This is a genomic window from Halobacillus aidingensis (genome assembly GCF_900104185.1).
GTDB classification, from domain to species: domain Bacteria; phylum Bacillota; class Bacilli; order Bacillales; family Halobacillaceae; genus Halobacillus; species Halobacillus aidingensis.
This window is the reverse complement of the sequence record NZ_FNIZ01000010.1, coordinates 49,740-66,967: the sequence shown is the minus strand read 5'-3', so window position 1 is coordinate 66,967 and position 17,228 is coordinate 49,740. Positions and strand designations below refer to the sequence as shown.

The 17,228-nt window shown below is 43.1% G+C and carries 22 protein-coding genes, 1 pseudogene and 1 other annotated feature; all 23 genes and pseudogenes read left to right on the top strand.

Annotation, left to right across the window (positions count from 1 at the left end):
- The first annotated feature begins 49 nt into the window (after positions 1-49).
- Entirely contained in the window at positions 50-481 is a 432-nt protein-coding gene (locus BLS23_RS11350) for a prepilin-type N-terminal cleavage/methylation domain-containing protein (protein WP_089652673.1), read from the top strand.
- Between the two features lie 77 nt (positions 482-558).
- A pseudogene (locus tag BLS23_RS22215) lies at positions 559-825 on the top strand (prepilin peptidase); the annotation flags it as partial.
- A 48-nt stretch (positions 826-873) separates the two neighbouring features.
- Positions 874-1,317: a prepilin peptidase gene (locus BLS23_RS22210; protein ID WP_341845045.1), complete on the top strand. Its 444-nt coding sequence runs from the start codon at positions 874-876 to the stop codon at positions 1,315-1,317.
- 15 nt (positions 1,318-1,332) lie between these two features.
- Positions 1,333-2,298, top strand: a complete 966-nt coding sequence (gene pilM / locus BLS23_RS11340) for a type IV pilus biogenesis protein PilM (RefSeq protein ID WP_089652671.1) — start codon at positions 1,333-1,335, stop codon at positions 2,296-2,298.
- A gap of 20 nt (positions 2,299-2,318) precedes the next feature.
- Positions 2,319-2,897: a hypothetical protein gene (locus BLS23_RS11335; RefSeq protein WP_089652670.1), complete on the top strand. Its 579-nt coding sequence runs from the start codon at positions 2,319-2,321 to the stop codon at positions 2,895-2,897.
- Positions 2,894-3,760 (top strand): hypothetical protein, encoded by an 867-nt coding sequence (locus BLS23_RS11330; protein WP_089652669.1) that lies wholly within the window; start codon positions 2,894-2,896, stop codon positions 3,758-3,760. Before BLS23_RS11335 ends, BLS23_RS11330 begins: the two co-directional genes overlap by 4 nt.
- Positions 3,761-3,854: 94 nt before the next feature.
- A complete protein-coding gene (locus BLS23_RS11325) occupies positions 3,855-4,667 on the top strand; it encodes an SPOR domain-containing protein (protein ID WP_089652668.1) in 813 nt (270 codons plus the stop codon).
- 163 nt (positions 4,668-4,830) lie between these two features.
- Positions 4,831-5,397, top strand: a complete 567-nt coding sequence (locus BLS23_RS11320) for a Maf family protein (RefSeq protein ID WP_089652667.1) — start codon at positions 4,831-4,833, stop codon at positions 5,395-5,397.
- A 60-nt stretch (positions 5,398-5,457) separates the two neighbouring features.
- The gene (gene radC, locus BLS23_RS11315; RefSeq protein ID WP_143015261.1) at positions 5,458-6,129 is read left to right on the top strand and encodes a RadC family protein; all 672 of its coding nucleotides are present in this window, start codon (positions 5,458-5,460) and stop codon (positions 6,127-6,129) included.
- 162 nt (positions 6,130-6,291) lie between these two features.
- The gene (locus BLS23_RS11310; protein ID WP_089652665.1) at positions 6,292-7,332 is read left to right on the top strand and encodes a rod shape-determining protein; all 1,041 of its coding nucleotides are present in this window, start codon (positions 6,292-6,294) and stop codon (positions 7,330-7,332) included.
- A gap of 11 nt (positions 7,333-7,343) precedes the next feature.
- Positions 7,344-8,225, top strand: coding sequence for a rod shape-determining protein MreC (mreC, locus tag BLS23_RS11305; RefSeq protein WP_089652664.1), 882 nt, complete (start codon positions 7,344-7,346; stop codon positions 8,223-8,225).
- Entirely contained in the window at positions 8,222-8,749 is a 528-nt protein-coding gene (gene mreD / locus BLS23_RS11300; protein WP_089652663.1) for a rod shape-determining protein MreD, read from the top strand. The genes mreC and mreD overlap by 4 nt, the downstream gene beginning before the upstream one ends.
- Positions 8,750-8,787: 38 nt before the next feature.
- A complete protein-coding gene (gene minC / locus BLS23_RS11295) occupies positions 8,788-9,474 on the top strand; it encodes a septum site-determining protein MinC (RefSeq protein WP_089652662.1) in 687 nt (228 codons plus the stop codon).
- Positions 9,467-10,264: a septum site-determining protein MinD gene (gene minD / locus BLS23_RS11290; protein WP_089652661.1), complete on the top strand. Its 798-nt coding sequence runs from the start codon at positions 9,467-9,469 to the stop codon at positions 10,262-10,264. Before minC ends, minD begins: the two co-directional genes overlap by 8 nt.
- 108 nt (positions 10,265-10,372) lie before the next feature.
- Entirely contained in the window at positions 10,373-11,140 is a 768-nt protein-coding gene (locus BLS23_RS11285) for a M23 family metallopeptidase (protein WP_089652660.1), read from the top strand.
- A complete protein-coding gene (locus BLS23_RS11280; RefSeq protein WP_089652659.1) occupies positions 11,127-11,984 on the top strand; it encodes a site-2 protease family protein in 858 nt (285 codons plus the stop codon). Before BLS23_RS11285 ends, BLS23_RS11280 begins: the two co-directional genes overlap by 14 nt.
- A gap of 11 nt (positions 11,985-11,995) precedes the next feature.
- A complete protein-coding gene (locus tag BLS23_RS11275) occupies positions 11,996-13,423 on the top strand; it encodes a ribonuclease E/G (protein ID WP_167356074.1) in 1,428 nt (475 codons plus the stop codon).
- A 36-nt stretch (positions 13,424-13,459) separates the two neighbouring features.
- Positions 13,460-13,532, top strand: a sequence feature (ribosomal protein L21 leader region).
- Between the two features lie 13 nt (positions 13,533-13,545).
- Positions 13,546-13,854, top strand: coding sequence for a 50S ribosomal protein L21 (gene rplU, locus BLS23_RS11270; RefSeq protein WP_089652657.1), 309 nt, complete (start codon positions 13,546-13,548; stop codon positions 13,852-13,854).
- Between the two features lie 12 nt (positions 13,855-13,866).
- Entirely contained in the window at positions 13,867-14,196 is a 330-nt protein-coding gene (locus BLS23_RS11265) for a ribosomal-processing cysteine protease Prp (RefSeq protein ID WP_089652656.1), read from the top strand.
- Between the two features lie 14 nt (positions 14,197-14,210).
- Positions 14,211-14,501, top strand: coding sequence for a 50S ribosomal protein L27 (rpmA, locus tag BLS23_RS11260; protein WP_035509352.1), 291 nt, complete (start codon positions 14,211-14,213; stop codon positions 14,499-14,501).
- A gap of 446 nt (positions 14,502-14,947) precedes the next feature.
- Complete coding sequence (locus BLS23_RS11255) at positions 14,948-15,463, top strand: Spo0B domain-containing protein (RefSeq protein ID WP_089652655.1); 516 nt, start codon at positions 14,948-14,950, stop codon at positions 15,461-15,463.
- A gap of 14 nt (positions 15,464-15,477) precedes the next feature.
- A complete protein-coding gene (obgE, locus tag BLS23_RS11250; protein WP_089652654.1) occupies positions 15,478-16,761 on the top strand; it encodes a GTPase ObgE in 1,284 nt (427 codons plus the stop codon).
- A gap of 14 nt (positions 16,762-16,775) precedes the next feature.
- Positions 16,776-17,225 (top strand): ACT domain-containing protein, encoded by a 450-nt coding sequence (locus tag BLS23_RS11245; RefSeq protein ID WP_089652653.1) that lies wholly within the window; start codon positions 16,776-16,778, stop codon positions 17,223-17,225.
- The last annotated feature ends 3 nt before the right edge of the window (positions 17,226-17,228 follow it).

The window sequence follows — 17,228 nt, the reverse complement described above, 5'->3', positions numbered from 1 at the left end:
TACATAACCATTGGCAGAAAATCGAAAGTACTACAAAAGGAGAGAGAAAATGAAGAAGTTGAGAGAAATGTTAAAGAATGAGAAAGGTTTCACGTTGATTGAGCTTTTGGCTGTCATTGTTATTTTGGGGATAATTGCTGCAATTGCTATTCCTGCCATTGGAAGTTTAATTGCTAGTACAGAAGAGGATGCACACGATGCAAATGCACTCTCTTTATTAGAATCAGCTAGATTAGCTTATGTAAGCGGAGATATTACTGAAGACAACTCTCCAGTTTCAGCAGCTGATTTAGTTACTGCCGGATATCTTGATGGTGAGCCCCAAGACCCTGAGACAGACGGTACTTATGATACCGCCGAGGTTGCTATTGCGAAGGTTGATGGTTCTAATCAAGTAACTTATAAAGTAACCCTTGGAAACGATACAAATGGCAAGTATGTAGATGGAAAATCAAAATCTGATTTAAATGCTGCTGAATAAACTTAATCCATAAAACTTAAGTAAAATGAACCCGGGTTTACCCCCGGGTTTTCCCTGAGTTAAAGAAGGATGATTACATGAATTCTATTATATTACTTTACATATTCATCACTGGCACTATACTAGGCTCTTTCTTCAACGTCGTCGGTCTACGCTTACCAAGAAACATCCCTTTCACAACCTCACGTTCCGCATGCCCTCACTGTTCCACACCTCTACAAGCAAGAGACTTAATCCCACTCTTTTCTTACCTCATATCCAAAGGTAAATGTAGACACTGTCAGCATTCAATTTCAATAACCTACCCACTTGCTGAGCTAATCACGGGTTTCCTTTTTTTATTGGCATACATAAATCTAGGTTTAACATTGGAGTTCGCAGGAGCATGTCTCTTGATTTCCCTAGCGGTTATTGTGACAGTGAGTGATGTCAACTACATGTTGATCCCAAACAAACTGTTATTATTCTTTGCGGTAGTCTTTATTATTTTCCGGATTATTGACCCTTTGCACCCATGGTACGACTCCATATACGGTGCTCTAACCGGGTTTGCCATCATCCTTGTGATTATTGTCCTTAGTAAGGGTGGCATGGGAGCGGGGGACATGAAACTATTAGGAACGCTAGGAATCCTGATGGGTTTAAAGTTAACCTTGCTCACTTTGTTCTTAGCCACTTTAATTGGAACGGTTATCAGTCTGACTTTATTGAGCTTCAAAGTGATCGGCAGGAAAGATCCCTTTCCATTTGGTCCGTCGATAGTACTTGCTGCTGTCATTAGTTACCTGTTCGGTTTTGATCTGTTGCAACTTTATTATGAAACGTTTTTCTTATAGGAGGAGGGAAGACTTATGTTTCGTTTTTTTAAATCAAGCGGTCGTGTGAACTTCGTAATTAAGAACCACTGTATTCGATACGTGTTTTCAAAGTCTGAGAATGCATGGGAAATCGACGACACCGGCGAAATTGTTCTCCCTCCTCATGTTATGGAGGACGGGAAAATCAAAGACTCCAGGGAGCTTACCAGAATCGTTGAAAACTTCATTGAAAATAAAGGATGGAGTAATAAAGCCCTTTATTTTACCGTACCGGATCACTCGGTTGTCGTCCGTCCTTATGAAGTACCAGCTCATTTGAAGATTGAGGAGATTAAAGGATATCTATATATGCAATTGGGCGAAACGCTGCACCTGCCTTTTGATGATCCTGCTTTTGATTTCAGTGTTATGAGTGAGAGTGAAGAAAAGAAAAAACTGCTTCTTTTTGCTTTTCCGGAAGAACAAATTCGCATGTTAGACCAGGTTTTCGGTGATGCCAAGCTGAAAACCAAAGCGGCAGATATTAGTGCTCTTTCTATTTATCGTCTATACGAATATTTGGATTTGACTTCAGATGGAGAACACCTTTTATTAATCGACTGGAACCTGGATGGCTGTGTGTTGACGGTCTTTAGTGAACATGTACCGGCATTTATCAACCACACACGAAGTCCGCTTTCTATGACGTTGTGGAAAAGGGAAAATGGCCGCTACACATGGCATGGTGATGAAGGAGAACCAGCCGAATTTACCTATGATCAGGTAAACGAAGTGGAAAGAATTATGGATTTTTATAGGTTTTCGGTGATGAACGGAAAAGCCTCTGTCTCGAAGATTCTGCTTACTGGAGATTGGCCGGAGAATAACCTGGTTAAGGGATTACTTGAGGAAAAGGGTGTACAGGTAAATACTTTGAAGGAAACAGATGTTTTCGTAGAAACAGACCAACCTTCCAGCGTTGAATACATAGATGCGATTGGATTGTCCATCAAGCCATAAAGGATGTAGGGGATGAAAGAATGGTAGTAGAAATTAATTTACTAGAACAGAAAGAAAAGAGAAATATTCTGCCGTACTTAGTTGTTGCTTTCTTTGCTCTCCTTTTATTGGTCTTGTCAATCGTGTTCAATGCTCAAAAGTCTAACCTGGTCGAAGAATCATCTCGCTTAGATGAGCAAATCTCACAGGTGAAGGTTGAGCAGGAAAGCATTGCAACCACATCTGGAGGAGAAGGTACCGAAAGAGAACAGTTGAACAATTCTCTTGAGCAGCTGAAAGGTACGGTTGTCCCTGTCATTCCTGTGGTGGAAGGGCTTGTTTCCTTGCTGCCAGAGCGTGGGTTCTTTGAATCATTTGCTTTAACAGGCACTTCTGAAATAACAGTGAATGTAAGGTTTGACACCATCCAGGAAGCAGCGAAATACACCAACACCCTTCTTCAACAATCGTTTATCTCTGATGTTGAATTAGCTGGTGTAGACACATATGTAGTGGACGATACAGAGGATTTGTATGATTATCAACCTCGTTACATTGCGAGTTATTATATCGTTCTCGAAGAATCGACGCTCACTAATGAGGGGGTGTCTACCCAATGAAAATCGAATGGAGTCGTTCGAGTTTATGGATCATTATCGCAGGAGTTGTCCTTATCCTAGCGTGTTTCCTACTAGGCCAAAGAGTCATTCTTGCCCCCTACCAGGAAGAGGTAATGGAAAAGGAAGCTAATTTAACCCAAGAACAAAAGATTCTTTCCGCTATAGAGAACAATCAGGAAGAAAGTGAAAGAGAACAAATCCTCACTTCCCGTACGATTCAGCAGCAATTGCCAGTCGTTCCTCTCATTGATCAACTGTTAATTGGCCTTGACCGGGCAGGGAATGCCTCCAAAAGTCTGATCAACAGTATTGCTATTTCTGATTCAGAGTCATCCGTACCTATTATAGAACCAGAAAATGAGTTAGAGGAAAATGGTGTAAATAACGAAGATGAAGAGAATGTAGATGAAGATGTAGTTGATGAGTCAGTAGAAGATGAGGCAGAGCAACTGATTGAAGGGCTGCATACTCTGCAGTTCACGGTCGATGTAACTTCTGAGAACTATGAAGAGATGATCTCATTCATGAAAGAAATTCAATCGCTCTCCCGTGTAATTCAAATCGAATCCATCCAGTTTGATGCACCTGAGAGCGAAAATGAACTCGGCTATTCTATCGTCATGAATAGTTATTATCAGCCATTATATGCCAATCTTGCTAATGAAGCGCCACAATACCATTATGGTGGAAGTCCGAACAAGGCAGATCCTTTTGCTATCGAACAATGGGACGATCAGAATCCATCTGTATCTACTAGTACAGAGGAAAAAGATGATGAAGAGTCTTTGGATGAGGAAGATCAGGACCGTGTAGAAGAAGACGGGGAAGAATCTTCTGATACTGAACCTGAAAGTCAATTGTAAGCCGAAATTGTCGAAGGGCTGATGACAAATTTCAGCGTGGTTTTCAAAACTGCTGTGATAGGGTTGGAACAAACCTTGCAGGAGTGATCAAACCATGGATTCTAAAAATAAGATCTCCATCTCTTTTCGGAATGAACATCAGCAGGAAACGAAAAATGAAGTTGTTCGGACACAAAAGGAACAAGCCGCTGCAGTAGAAGAAGATAAGGAAGACGAACGTCCGGCCACCCGGGTGTACCACATTCCTTTTAAAAAGAAACGCTTTTCTTCAACACCCGTCAGACCGTTAATTACAACCGCTCTGACTGCCCTTTTTGTGAGTCTTGGCCTTGGTTTCTTACTGCTTCGTATGTTTGTATCATTAACGGATTCATCCACGACAGGAACGGAAACCGTGCCAGCGTCTGGGGAGGCGAACACAGACACCGAGGTGGTCGCTTCCGAAGAGGAGCCGATGTCTGAGCTCCCGAGTGGTCCTACGCAGACGTTTGATACGTATATCGTTCAAGCAGGGGCCTTTTCAACGGAAGGAAAAGCGAATGAATGGCAGAGTAAACTTACAGCTCTTCTTATACCCTCAGTCGTCTGGCAAAGGGATGGTCAATATTACTTGTTTGTTGGGAGTGCACCGAATAAACAGGAAGCGGATCAGATTGCAGATCGTCTTGCGGGAAAGAGCATTGAAACTTATGTGAAGCCATTTGTTGTAACGATTGAAAAAGAAATCCCACAAGAACTGGTTACTCCGATAGAAACACATGAAATGAAAGATTTGTCTGAGAATGAACGGAAGAAACTCATGGATGAAGTAGGAGAGAATACATTCCTTGGACAAGCCTTAAATGAATGGGAATCTCAGGATGATACGAACATCAATTGGTTAAAAGTTGCTCAATCATTAGAATAAGGAAAACATAACGTGATATTCTATGAAAAAGAGAGTTTTCTTAAAGGAAAGCTCTTTTTTTATATTTTTTTCTTGCGGAAGATAATTTTTTCTATGATCCTCGGTTTCATGGAAATCTTGTAGTATAGAAAGAGCCCCATGTTTAGAAAGGATGATGTTTGGAATGAAGCGCTTAGTTTTAGGATCACAGTCTCCAAGAAGGAAGGAACTGCTCGAGCTTGCAGGCTATGAGTTTGAGGTCCGTCCTTCCAATGCTGATGAGGTGATTGAGGAAGGGATGCCCCCCGAAGAGGCCGTCCTTCATTTAGCAAGGGTGAAGGCTGAAAACGTAAAGGTTGATGAGAATGAGGTGCTCCTCGCTTCGGATACTGTTGTTGTTTACAATGGTGAAATCCTTGGGAAACCGAAGGATGATCAAGAAGCAAGGAAGTATCTAAGATTGTTAAGTGATACGACACACGAGGTTTATACAGGGGTATGTTTAAAAACAAATCAAACAGTGGATACGTTTGATGTTAAGACAGAAGTGACATTTTTCAGGTTGTCAGAAAATGAGATCGATGCTTACATCAGGACAGGAGACGCTTGGGATAAGGCTGGAGGATATGGCATCCAAGGCAAAGGGTCCTTGTTCGTTGAAAAAATTCATGGAGACTATTACAGTGTAGTCGGTCTGCCACTGTCACGGGTCGCACGTGAACTTAAGAGGTTAGGCATCTTCCCCGAGTGATTCCTTCTTGCATGGGGACTTAGAAGGAAAGGATGCGAATCATTGACCCAAACGAGTGTAATGATCAAAGATGTTCCGAGGCAAGACCGGCCGAGAGAGCGGCTGATTGAACTCGGAGCTTCCCATTTATCGAATCAAGAATTGTTTGCCATCCTGTTAGGAAGTGGAACGAAACGTGAGTCCGTCATGGAGCTTTCCAACCGGCTTCTTGTTCATTTTGAAGGAATCATGCTTCTTAAAGATGCAACGATTGAAGAACTGACAGCTATTCGAGGAATTGGATCAGCAAAAGCTGTCTTGCTCCTGGCAGCGATAGAATTAGGGAAACGAATGCAAAAAATGAAACCTGTGGAACGTTACATGATCAGAAGTCCGGAAGACGGGGCGGACTTTATTATGGAAGAAATGAGAGATTTAAAGCAAGAACACTTCATCTGTTTGTTTTTGAACACGAAAAACCAGGTCCTCCATAGACAAACCATCTTTATCGGCAGCTTGAATGCTTCGATTGTCCATCCAAGAGAGGTGTTTAAAGAAGCGGTGAAAAGGTCTGCCGCCTCTATCATTTGCGCCCACAACCATCCTTCCGGTGACCCAACTCCATCTCAAGAAGATATCCAAGTGACACGCAGGTTGAAAGAATGCGGAAAGATGATTGGCATAGAATTGCTGGATCATCTTGTCATTGGTGATCGTAAATTCATTAGTCTTAAAGAAAAAGGCTATTTGTAACACTATCTATTTTTGTGGATTTTTCGTATAATTGAATAGATGAAAAAGAAAAAGCGCCATTTATAGGACTTCCTTATAAATAGGCGCTTCTTCTAATCATGATTCTATATAGATGCCTAACCCCCGTTGATAGGAAAGCGGGTTTTAGAAAGGAAGATATTATTGGGGATTTTTGGATTCTCTCAAGATTTAGGAATTGATTTGGGCACTGCAAATACACTTGTCTTTTTGAAAGGTAAAGGAGTCATTGTTCGAGAGCCTTCGGTTGTTGCCAAAAATACACAAACCGGTGACATTGAAGCTGTCGGAAATGATGCGCGGAACATGATCGGGCGAACGCCAGGTTACATAAATGTTATCCGACCGATGAAGGATGGCGTGATTGCCGATTATGATACGACTGCTCAAATGATGAAATATTATATAAAAAAGGCGTTAAAAACGCGTTCCTCTTTTGCAAGTAAACCAAATGTCATGGTTTGTGTACCCTCTGGCATTACGATGGTTGAAGAGCGTGCGGTCATTGATGCAACAAAACAGGCAGGAGCCAAAGAAGCTTATCCGATTGCGGAGCCATTTGCGGCTGCCATCGGTGCAGGCCTTCCAGTATGGGAACCAACCGGAAGCATGGTCGTTGATATTGGTGGTGGCACGACAGAAGTTGCCATCATCTCTCTTGGTGGAATCGTTACAAGCCAGTCTATCCGCATCGCAGGAGACGAGATGGATGACAATATCATTCAGCATGTACGCAAAAAGTACAACTTGATGATTGGTGAACGTACGGCTGAAGAAGTGAAGATGGAATTGGGTGGAGCAGGAGACGTCTCTGAAGTTGACGAAATGGATATTAGGGGACGGGATTTGCTCAGCGGTCTGCCGAAAACCATTACGATTCAAAGCGACGAAATTGTAAGTGCTATGAAAGATACGATTGATTCAATTATAGAAACGGTCAAAAATACATTAGAAAAAACACCTCCAGAATTAGCGGCGGATATCATGGAGCGCGGGATTGTCCTTACCGGGGGAGGCGCCTTGCTAAGGAACATCGATACAGTCATCAGTGAAGAAACGAACATGCCCGTATTTATTGCCGACAATCCCCTGGATTGTGTCGCGGTTGGAACAGGGAAGTCTTTGGAGTATATCCATCATTTCCGTTCTCAACCGAATGTAGCAAGCCGGGCGAAAATGGAGTAGTTTAGCTCGTTATGCCTTCGTTATTTCGTAGAAAAAGACTGATGATTGTATTAGTAGGATTTATCGTACTCGTAGCATTAATCGGCTTTTCAATCCGTGACCGTGATTCGTTAAGCACACCCGAGAAGTTTCTCCAGGATTCGGTCGGTTGGATGCAAACCATCTTCCATAAACCGGTCAGTCTTGTGGACAATACCATTGAAAATATTCAAGATATGTTTGGTGTTTATGAACAGAACGAAGTATTGAAAGCGAGGCTCTCTGAATACAAGGGGGTCATACAGGAAAATCAAAGACTTCGTAGTGAAATTGGTGAGCTTCAGCAAACTTTGGATAAGTCAGATAGTTTAAGTGATTATTCTCCTGTGCAGGCAACGGTCATTGCAAGAAGTTCAGACCGTTGGTTTGAGCAGATGACCATCAATAAAGGGGAAGAGCACGGCGTTGAAAAAGATATGGCCGTCATGACAAGTGACGGTCTAATCGGGAAAATTAAGTCTGTTGGTGCTTTTCATTCCACGGTTCAATTATTAAGTGGGTTTGATCGTTCAAATAAAATTTCTGCCTGGGTCGTTCGGGAGGATCAGGATGAAGCCTTTGGTCTGATTGAAGGCTATGATGATGAAACCGGACGCCTATTACTAGAAGAAATCAAATTGGATGAAGAGCTTAAGCCAGGAGACACTGTGATCTCATCTGGGTTGGGAGGGGTTTTCCCGAGCAACTTGAGAATCGGAACGGTTGAAGAAGTTGTCAATGATCAGTTTGGGCTGACACAAACCGCCTATGTAGAACCGTTTGCCGATTTGTTTGATATCAATCATGTGATGGTCGTCGATCGTACAGCAGAAACGGTGGATACGGGAGCTGAACAGGAGGAAGAAGCATCATGAGTCGATATTTCATTGCGCTCTTATGTTTGTTTTTCTTGATCATGCAGGGAATGGCCATGAGTATGCTGCCGGCTAATCTTGTATACTCTGATTTGCTTATGACCCCCCATTGGATATTGATATTCCTTTTGATTATTGCCATTTTCTATGACAAGGACGATACGTACAATGCTGTCTGGTATGGTCTTGCTTTCGGCTTATTAATTGATGTGATCTACACAGGTGTGCTTGGGGTATATATGATTACATATACCCTGATCATATATACCGTGCATGGTTTAAACAAATGGCTGCATGCCAATTTTTTTGCGGCATCCTTATTGGCTGTCGTCGGTGTGGCTTTGGCTGATACGATGCTGTATATCATTTATTCATTCGTACAAATTACATCCATGACTTGGGGAGATTACGCTCTATTGAGGTTGCTGCCAACGCTGGCAGCGAATATGATTTTCTTCATCATTCTATATCCACTCGTGAAGGAAAAAGTCTATGCCTGGGGAGAAGAAGTGAGCAATATCTAATCTGGTGGAAATGTTTGAGGTTTGAGGTGAAAGAGCCTATGGCTGCTAATGTGCAAAAGGTGATGATTAAAGGTACAAGGGACGGTCTGACATTGCATTTGGATGATCAATGTTCCTTCTCATCCCTTTTAAAAGAATTACAAAACCAATTGTCAATGAACGGATTGACAGACGAACATCCGATGATCCGTGTGACGATTAAGCTTGGCAACAGGTATTTGAATGAAGAACAAAAAGAAAAGCTCACAGAGGTTGTCCGGGAAAAACAGAAGCTCGTCGTTGAAAAAATCGAGTCGGATGTTTTGACGAAAAAGGAAGCTCTTGAGTGGAAAGAGAATACGGAAATCACCCCTTTAGCTAAAACCGTCCGTTCCGGGCAGTTAGTTGAAGTCAAGGGGGATCTGCTTTTGATTGGTGATGTGAACCCTGGAGGACAAATCAAAGCCACAGGCAACATTTTTGTCATGGGAAGTTTGCGCGGGATTGCGCATGCAGGATTCGAAGGGGATACGAATGCAGTGATTGCATCCTCCTACATGCAGCCGAGCCAGCTTAGAATTGCCGATCAGTTAAGCCGCTCTCCGGATTATGAATCGGAGGGTGTGTATATGGAATGTGGATTCATTGATGAGTCCATGGAAAAAATTCGTATTGATCGCATACAAGAAGTTGTAAAAAAGAGACCGGATCTGGTTAGTTTTGAAAGGAGAATGATCAATGGGTGAAGCGATAGTCATTACCTCTGGAAAAGGAGGGGTCGGAAAGACGACAACTACTGCGAACCTGGGGACCGCTTTGGCCTTGCAGAAGAAAAAGGTGTGTCTCGTTGATACTGATATCGGTCTCAGAAATTTGGATGTCGTGATGGGACTTGAAAACCGCATCATCTATGACATTGTCGATGTCGTAAACGAGCGTTGCAAAACGAAACAGGCCTTAATTACGGATAAGCGTTTTGACTGCCTGCATTTGCTTCCGGCGGCCCAGACATCGGATAAATCTGAAGTGACCCCGGAAGCGGTCAAGGCCATTGTTCAGGAACTGAAGCAAGAGTATGATTATATCGTCATCGATTGTCCGGCAGGGATTGAACAAGGGTACAAAAATGCGGTAGCAGGTGCGGACAAGGCGATTGTCGTCACAACTCCTGAGAAATCAAGCGTCCGTGATGCAGACCGGATTATTGGCCTGTTGGAGCAGGAAGAGATGGAATCTCCGAAACTGGTGATCAACCGTATCCGGAATCATATGATGAAAAACGGGGACATGCTGGATGTTGATGAAATCGTCAATGTCCTGTCTATTGATCTATTGGGCATCGTCATTGATGATGATGCGGTCATCAAAGCATCCAATAGTGGGGAGCCTGTGGCCATGAAGCCGAATTCAAAAGCTTCTCTCGCTTATAGAAACATTGCAAGAAGAATTCTTGGGGAAACGGTACCTCTTATGAAACTCGATGAAGAGCGGGGCGTTCTCGCAAAAGTGAAGAAATTCTTCGGCATGCGCACATAACGATCGTTTCACCTGTCACAGTCTGTGGCAGGTTTTTTTATTTTGAATTAATAAACCACCTTCTTGTCCCATAGACTGATAGAAAAAGACGTAGAGAGGGGTTTGGTTGTGAAAAAGAACATTCGTGATGTGCGCAAGAATATAGCCGATCGTAAAAAGAGAAAAATGCATCGTAAAGGGACAAGCCCGCCTGGAGTTTTCTCTCCACCCCAAGATGAAGAGATGCATGGCTACCCCCCGCTTGTAAATGACTATGGTCATAAACCAGTAAAGAAGGAAGAGCCTTCAAGTGCTACGAGTCGCTTAGGCATGCAAGTGTTATTCGCTGTTTTATTGTTTGCCGTTGTAGCATTAGGAAAAAATACAGACCTGGCTATTGTTAAAGTACCCGGCGATTGGGCGGTCAGCCAAATGCAGGAAGAATTCCCTTTTGCCACAGTAACCGCGTGGTACAGCGACCGTTTTGGAGATCCCCTGCAGGTGATCCAGCCCGAAGATGAAACGGGGCAGGAAGCTCTCGCGATGCCTGTGAATGGAACCGTGACAACTTCATTTCAAAATGATGGCAAGGGAATTATTTTAACGACTGAAAATGGCTCTCAAGTAAAAGCAGTCCGGGAAGGAACTGTCATTTTTGCAGGCAATGACTCGGAGTCAGGGAAGACTGTTGTCTTACAGCATGAAGATGGAACGAAAACCACGTACGGATATTTATCATCCATCGATGTCCATTTATATGAACATGTCCAATCGCAAAAGGATTTGGGATCCGTGAAAGCAGAAGAGGGGCAGGCAGCGGAATTTTTCTTCGCCATTGAAAAAGACAATACATTTCTAGACCCAGTACAGGTGATTAAAGTGAATGAAGGTCCTTAAATTTCACGACTATATCCATATTCATCCCCTCTTCTTTTTGCTCGCTCTTTCTGCACTGTTAACTGGGGCGATCTATGAATTTATCGTATTGTTTTCTATTGTGTTTGTTCATGAACTGGGCCATTTCCTTATGGCCAAACGGTTTGAATGGCGTGTGGAAAAAATGGAAATCTGGCTGTTCGGCGGGGCTGTCGTGAGCGAAGAACACAACACAAGGCCCTTCCGAGAGCAGATGATGGTGGTCATGGCTGGTCCTTTTCAGCATCTGTGGATCTTTGTCCTACTCATGACTATTCAATCCATAATAGGCGTTAACCCTTTATTAGATGCCGCCTTCTTTTATAATGGGGTTATTTTTCTGTTTAATATGCTCCCGATTTGGCCGTTAGATGGGGGTAAATTGCTCTTTTATTTATTGAATCGCTTCTTTGCATTCAGGGTGAGTTTGGCTGTAGCTCTTAGTCTATCGCTCCTATTCATGGCAATCGCTGGATGCTGGATGTTCACGGAAGGGCGCTGGACGTTAGCTGCCATCCTTTTGACCGCCTTTTTAATCATTGAAAACTTCCTCGAATGGAAACGGAAGTCTTACACAATGATGCGTTATCTACTTTATTGCACGTATCAAGACAGGGAAACATTGAAAACCAAGTATGTAAACGTTCATAAGGAAACGCTCGTCCGTGATGTGCTGAAGAATATCCATTCCAATCGGCGCCACAAGTATGTATTGAAACATACGAATCCTTTCTATATAGTAGATGAACAAGAGTGTCTCCGGGCTTTTTTTGAACAAAAGAAGCCTCATTTAAAAGTACGGGACATTGCTGAAACCGCTATATAATGAGGGATGACATGAGGAAAATAGTATTACATACAAAGGCAGCTGAAAAATCGGGAGTGGTCATTGAAAATGGGGAAATCCATGAATATGTTATCGACCGGCCCGGTGCTGAAAAGCTTACGGGCTCTATTTTTTTAGGGAAAGTAGAGCGGGTGGATCAAGGTTTGGATGCAGCCTTTATTGACATCGGACAGGAGCGGTCAGGTTTTCTACGAAAGGAAATGGTCCCCTGGTGTGAAGGGAAATTATCTACAGCATTGAATATAGGGCAGAGGGTTATTGTACAAGCGATTAAGGAACCTGTGGGAAATAAAGGTGCTCCATTGACCGCTAACGTGAATTTACCTGGGTTGTATACGGTCTATCAGCCTTTTGCTCAAGGGAAACTATCTATTTCGCGAAAGCTGGAGGTCGAGAAAAAAGCTGAGCTGGAATCGTGGTTGGAGAAGGAATTCGAAAGTTCTGAAGGCTGTATCATACGGACGGCAGCTGGAGACGTCGCTCCCGACACCGTTAGAGAAGAGTTGAGAGGGCTTCGGGATGAATGGAAAACGATGGAACAGAAAGGAATCAATCAACCCTGCAGCTTATGGAGTGAACCGAGCATTCCAGATGCATTCATTCGTAAATTTCCAGCGACTACAATTCAAGAAGTGCTCATCGATGATGCGAACACGTCTAGGCGTTTAAAAGAAAAGTTTCCTTCTTTAGGAAAACGCATCCGCTGGGAAAGTGATGTAGAAGGAAAACTGCCTGTTTCCTTTTCCCGTCTTCAGGAACAAATCATCCAGCCTCTTGTTGAGATGAATAATGGTGTGAGCTTAGTCATTGAAGAAACGGAAGCGATGACAGTGATCGATGTTAACAGTCATAAAGTCAAAGGGAGGTCCTTTTCAAACTCCCAGGCCCTTGATGTCAATATGCTAGCTGCAAAAGAAATTCAAAAGCAGATTCGTTTAAGAAATTTATCTGGCATTATTCTAATTGATTTCATTTCAATGAAAAATGAGAACAAAGAGAAGCAGCTCGTCTCAGAAATGAGGAAGCTGGTGAAAGAGGATCCTACGAAGACAAACGTGTTCGGCATGACTAGGTTAGGGCTTTTAGAACTGACGAGGAAAAGGGAAAGTGCCAGCCTCCCTTCTTTATTAACCAACCCTAAGGAAGTGAATTTTACGGATGAGACGGCTGTTTATCGTTTAGAGAGAGAGCTTCTTCAAAGGAGAGAAGCGGAGGCCCTGATTATTGCTGTGCACCCGGCGTTTATGGATTGCAAAAAAAGATTGCTTTCTGAGCCTATTTCTAGTAAAATTCCACAGGAGCTGTTTGTTAGGCAGGATGCTGACATCTCTGGCTATCAAATAGAGCTTGAAGGGTCTTTAGACATGATCCGGGAAGCTGTTCAGCGTCGCGGATATCATGTTGACAACTTGTTTTGATCTGTGGTAACATTGTTTTGTTATTCTAGTAGCACTCCGTTGCTACAACCGCACAGAACAGGTTTTAAAACCGATTTCCGGTACCTGAATGGCGAGTCTGAGTATATTGAGGAGGTGCAAGTATGTACGCAATTATTGAAACTGGTGGTAAGCAGGTAAAAGTAGAAAAAGGCCAGGAGATCTATGTTGAAAAAATGGACGTAGAAGCTGGTGAGTCTATCACTTTTGACAAAGTTCTTTTCGTAGGTGGAGATAACACGAAAGTTGGTGCTCCATTCGTTGATGGTGCTTCTGTAACAGCTAAAGTTGAAAAACAAGGCCTTCAGAAGAAATTGACTGTCTTCAAATACAAGCCTAAAAAGAACTACAAGCGCAAACAAGGTCATCGTCAGCCATACACGAAACTTGTCGTTGAAGAAATCAACGCGTAAGGTTCGTATCGGATGATACAAGTATCGATGTTTCGCTCACAAGGAGAAATTACAGGTTTTGAAATATCCGGACATGCGGAGAGTGGCCCTTATGGTCATGATCTCGTCTGCGCAGCCGTATCGGCTGTTTCGTTCGGTGCTGTCAATGCTGTTATCAGTCTTTGTGGATTCGAACCTGATGTCGAACAAGGTGGTGAAGGTGGTTATTTGAAAATCACCCTTCCTGAAAATTTGGATGAATTCATTCATGCAAAAGCTCAAACCTTATTGGAAGGCATGCAGGTGTCCTTGGAAACGATTGAACAAGAATACGATCAATATATGAAAATATCCCAACGATAAGGAGGTGAAGACTCATGCTACGTCTTGATTTGCAGTTTTTCGCCCAGAAGAAGGGTGTAGGTAGTACAAAAAACGGTCGTGACTCTGAGTCCAAACGTCTTGGAGCTAAACGTGCAGACGGACAACAAGCAACTGCTGGTTCCATCCTTTACCGTCAACGCGGTACAAAGGTGTACCCTGGTGCGAACGTTGGCCGTGGTGGAGACGACACATTGTTCGCGAAAGTGGACGGTGTTGTTAAATTCGAACGTTACGGACGTAACCGTAAAAAAGTCAGCGTTTATCCTGTAGCACAGGAAGCGTAAGCGAATAGTCCATCAGCAAAAAAGCCGCGCTTTGCTAGTCGCATAAGCGCGGCTTTTTTATATCCTTTATTTAGTTCGGAGCAAAGAGTTGAGGATAATGAGTCGCTTTTCTGAGCGCGTCTAAGCAGCTCGTCCGAATCGTTTTGTATGAGAGTAACTGTTCCTAATAGGAGTGAAAAAACTTATAAAGGCAGTTTCGAGTATCTTTCTTTCGTATGGTGGTTGGGAAACGGCGAGACTCCCGCGGGAATGGATTGGCTGGCGAGACCCCGCAAGGCGTAAGCCTGAGGAGGCTTGCCGTCATCCCCGCAGGAAAGCGAGTCGTTTCCCAGCCACCATCTCATCATGCAAAATCCTCGAAACTTGTCTTATGTTTTAAATTTTTTGTTTCCTTGAATCTTTGCTATACTTTTTATTATTATGGGTTGAACGAGGGAGCTGAAAGGATGGAAGAAAAAGAAATCATTGCGCTGCTCAGGCATAAGCGTCATGACTGGATGAATCAAATTCAATTGCTTCAAGGATACGCTACCCTTGGAAAGCAGGATCGCTTGCTGTCACAAATGGAAGAAATAAAAGAAGAGGCAGAAGAAGAACGGAAATTATTGAACAGTGATGCTCTCCAATTTCCTTTATGGCTGCTATCTTTTAATTGGGTACATAAGACCTACCGACTGCGGTATTTCATAAGGGGAGAAGTTGATTTATCCCGTCATGATCATACATTGTTGGCTTATGGTAAACGGATGATTGAAATCATGGATGGACATATTGGAAATGAAGAACTTTATGAAGGTACATGTACCATCTATGTAGGTGGTCAGGATACGCTTGGGTTGAGCTGGGAATGGGAAGGTCTATTTCATGAGCCGGAACGTTTGAAAGAGCGGCTCAGTGAAGAAGGATTTATTTCAACGATTTTTGACAGTAAAGAACTTTCTATTGAAATGACAATAGAATGAAGAGGTGAATAGACATGTTTGTCGATCAGGTGAAAGTATTTGTAAAAGGTGGAGACGGTGGGAATGGCCTTGTGGCTTACCGTCGTGAAAAATTTGTACCAAGAGGTGGACCTGCTGGTGGTGATGGCGGAAATGGCGGAGATGTCATTTTCGAAGTCGATGAAGGTCTCAACACATTGATGGACTTCAGGTATCAACACCACTTTAAAGCGGCTAAAGGTGAAAATGGGATGAACCAGAAGCAGCATGGGAAGAACGCTGATCCACTGGTTATCAGTGTTCCTCCTGGGACGACAGTGAAAGAAGCGGGAACAGATAAAGTTATCGCTGATTTGACGGACCATAAACAAAGAGCGGTCATTGCTAAAGGTGGTCGTGGAGGACGTGGGAATGCTCGTTTTGCTACGGCTAGGAATCCCGCTCCTGAAATTGCTGAAAATGGGGAACCAGGGGAAGAACTTGACGTTGTGGTCGAGTTAAAACTGTTGGCAGATGTCGGATTAGTCGGTTTTCCAAGTGTCGGTAAATCGACATTCTTATCGGTCGTAACCGCTGCAAAGCCGAAGATTGCGGATTATCACTTCACCACTCTTTCTCCAAACCTTGGAGTGGTAGAAAGTCAGGACCATCGTAGTTTCGTAATGGCCGACCTTCCCGGGCTTATCGAAGGAGCACATGAAGGAGTCGGTCTCGGACATCAATTCCTACGACATGTCGAGCGGACGCGTTTGCTGCTTCATGTCATTGATATGTCTGGAATGGAAGGCCGCGATCCATATGAGGATTATGTAACGATTAATAATGAATTATCATCGTATGATCAACGGTTAGAAAATCGTCCTCAAATCATTGTAGCGAATAAAATGGATATTCCTGATTCAAAAGAAAATTTAGAACGGTTCAAGGAGCAGCTTGCCAATGAGGACATTCCAATCTATTCAATCTCTACAGTAACACGGGACGGGCTGGATGAATTGTTGTATGCCGTAGCAGATAAATTGGATCAAATTCCGAAACAGGAAGAACAGGTCGAAGAAGTGGATGAGCGAGTCATTTACAAATTTGAAAAAGAAGAAGCGCCATTTAAGATTACGCGTGATGACGACGGTGCCTACGTCTTATATGGGGAGAAGATTGAATCACTGTTCAAAAGAACGGACTTCTCCCATGACCAATCCATCAACCGTTTTGCTCGTCAGATGCGGAGTATGGGTGTGGATGAAGCGCTCAGAAAACGCGGAGCGAAAGATGGCGACACGGTGAGATTGATGGATTATGAATTTGAGTTTGTCGATTAAAGGGGAGTTTTTTCATGGCGGATTATAATGAAAAATTTTATTTAGTCCGTAGCGACATTCTTCCTGAAGCTATGATGAAGACCATCGAGGCGAAAGAATTATTGGAGCGGGGGAAAGTGGAGTCCATTTTTGAGGCTGTGCAGCAAGTGGGCTTATCCCGTAGTGCTTTTTATAAATATAGAGATGCTGTTTTTCCTTTTCAGGCAATGGTCAAAGAGCAAATGATTACATTGTTCTTCCACCTTGAAGACCGAAAAGGAACGTTGTCGAATTTGTTAATGACGGTTGCTCAATCGGGTTGTAATGTTTTGACCATTCATCAGACAATTCCTCTTCAGGGTAAAGCGAATGTGACGCTCTCTTTGAATACTTCCGGAATGGAAGACAGCATAGAAAAATTGTTGCAGCAACTGCACAAGTTAGATTTTGTAGATCGTGTAGAGATCTTAAGTACGGGAGCTTAATTG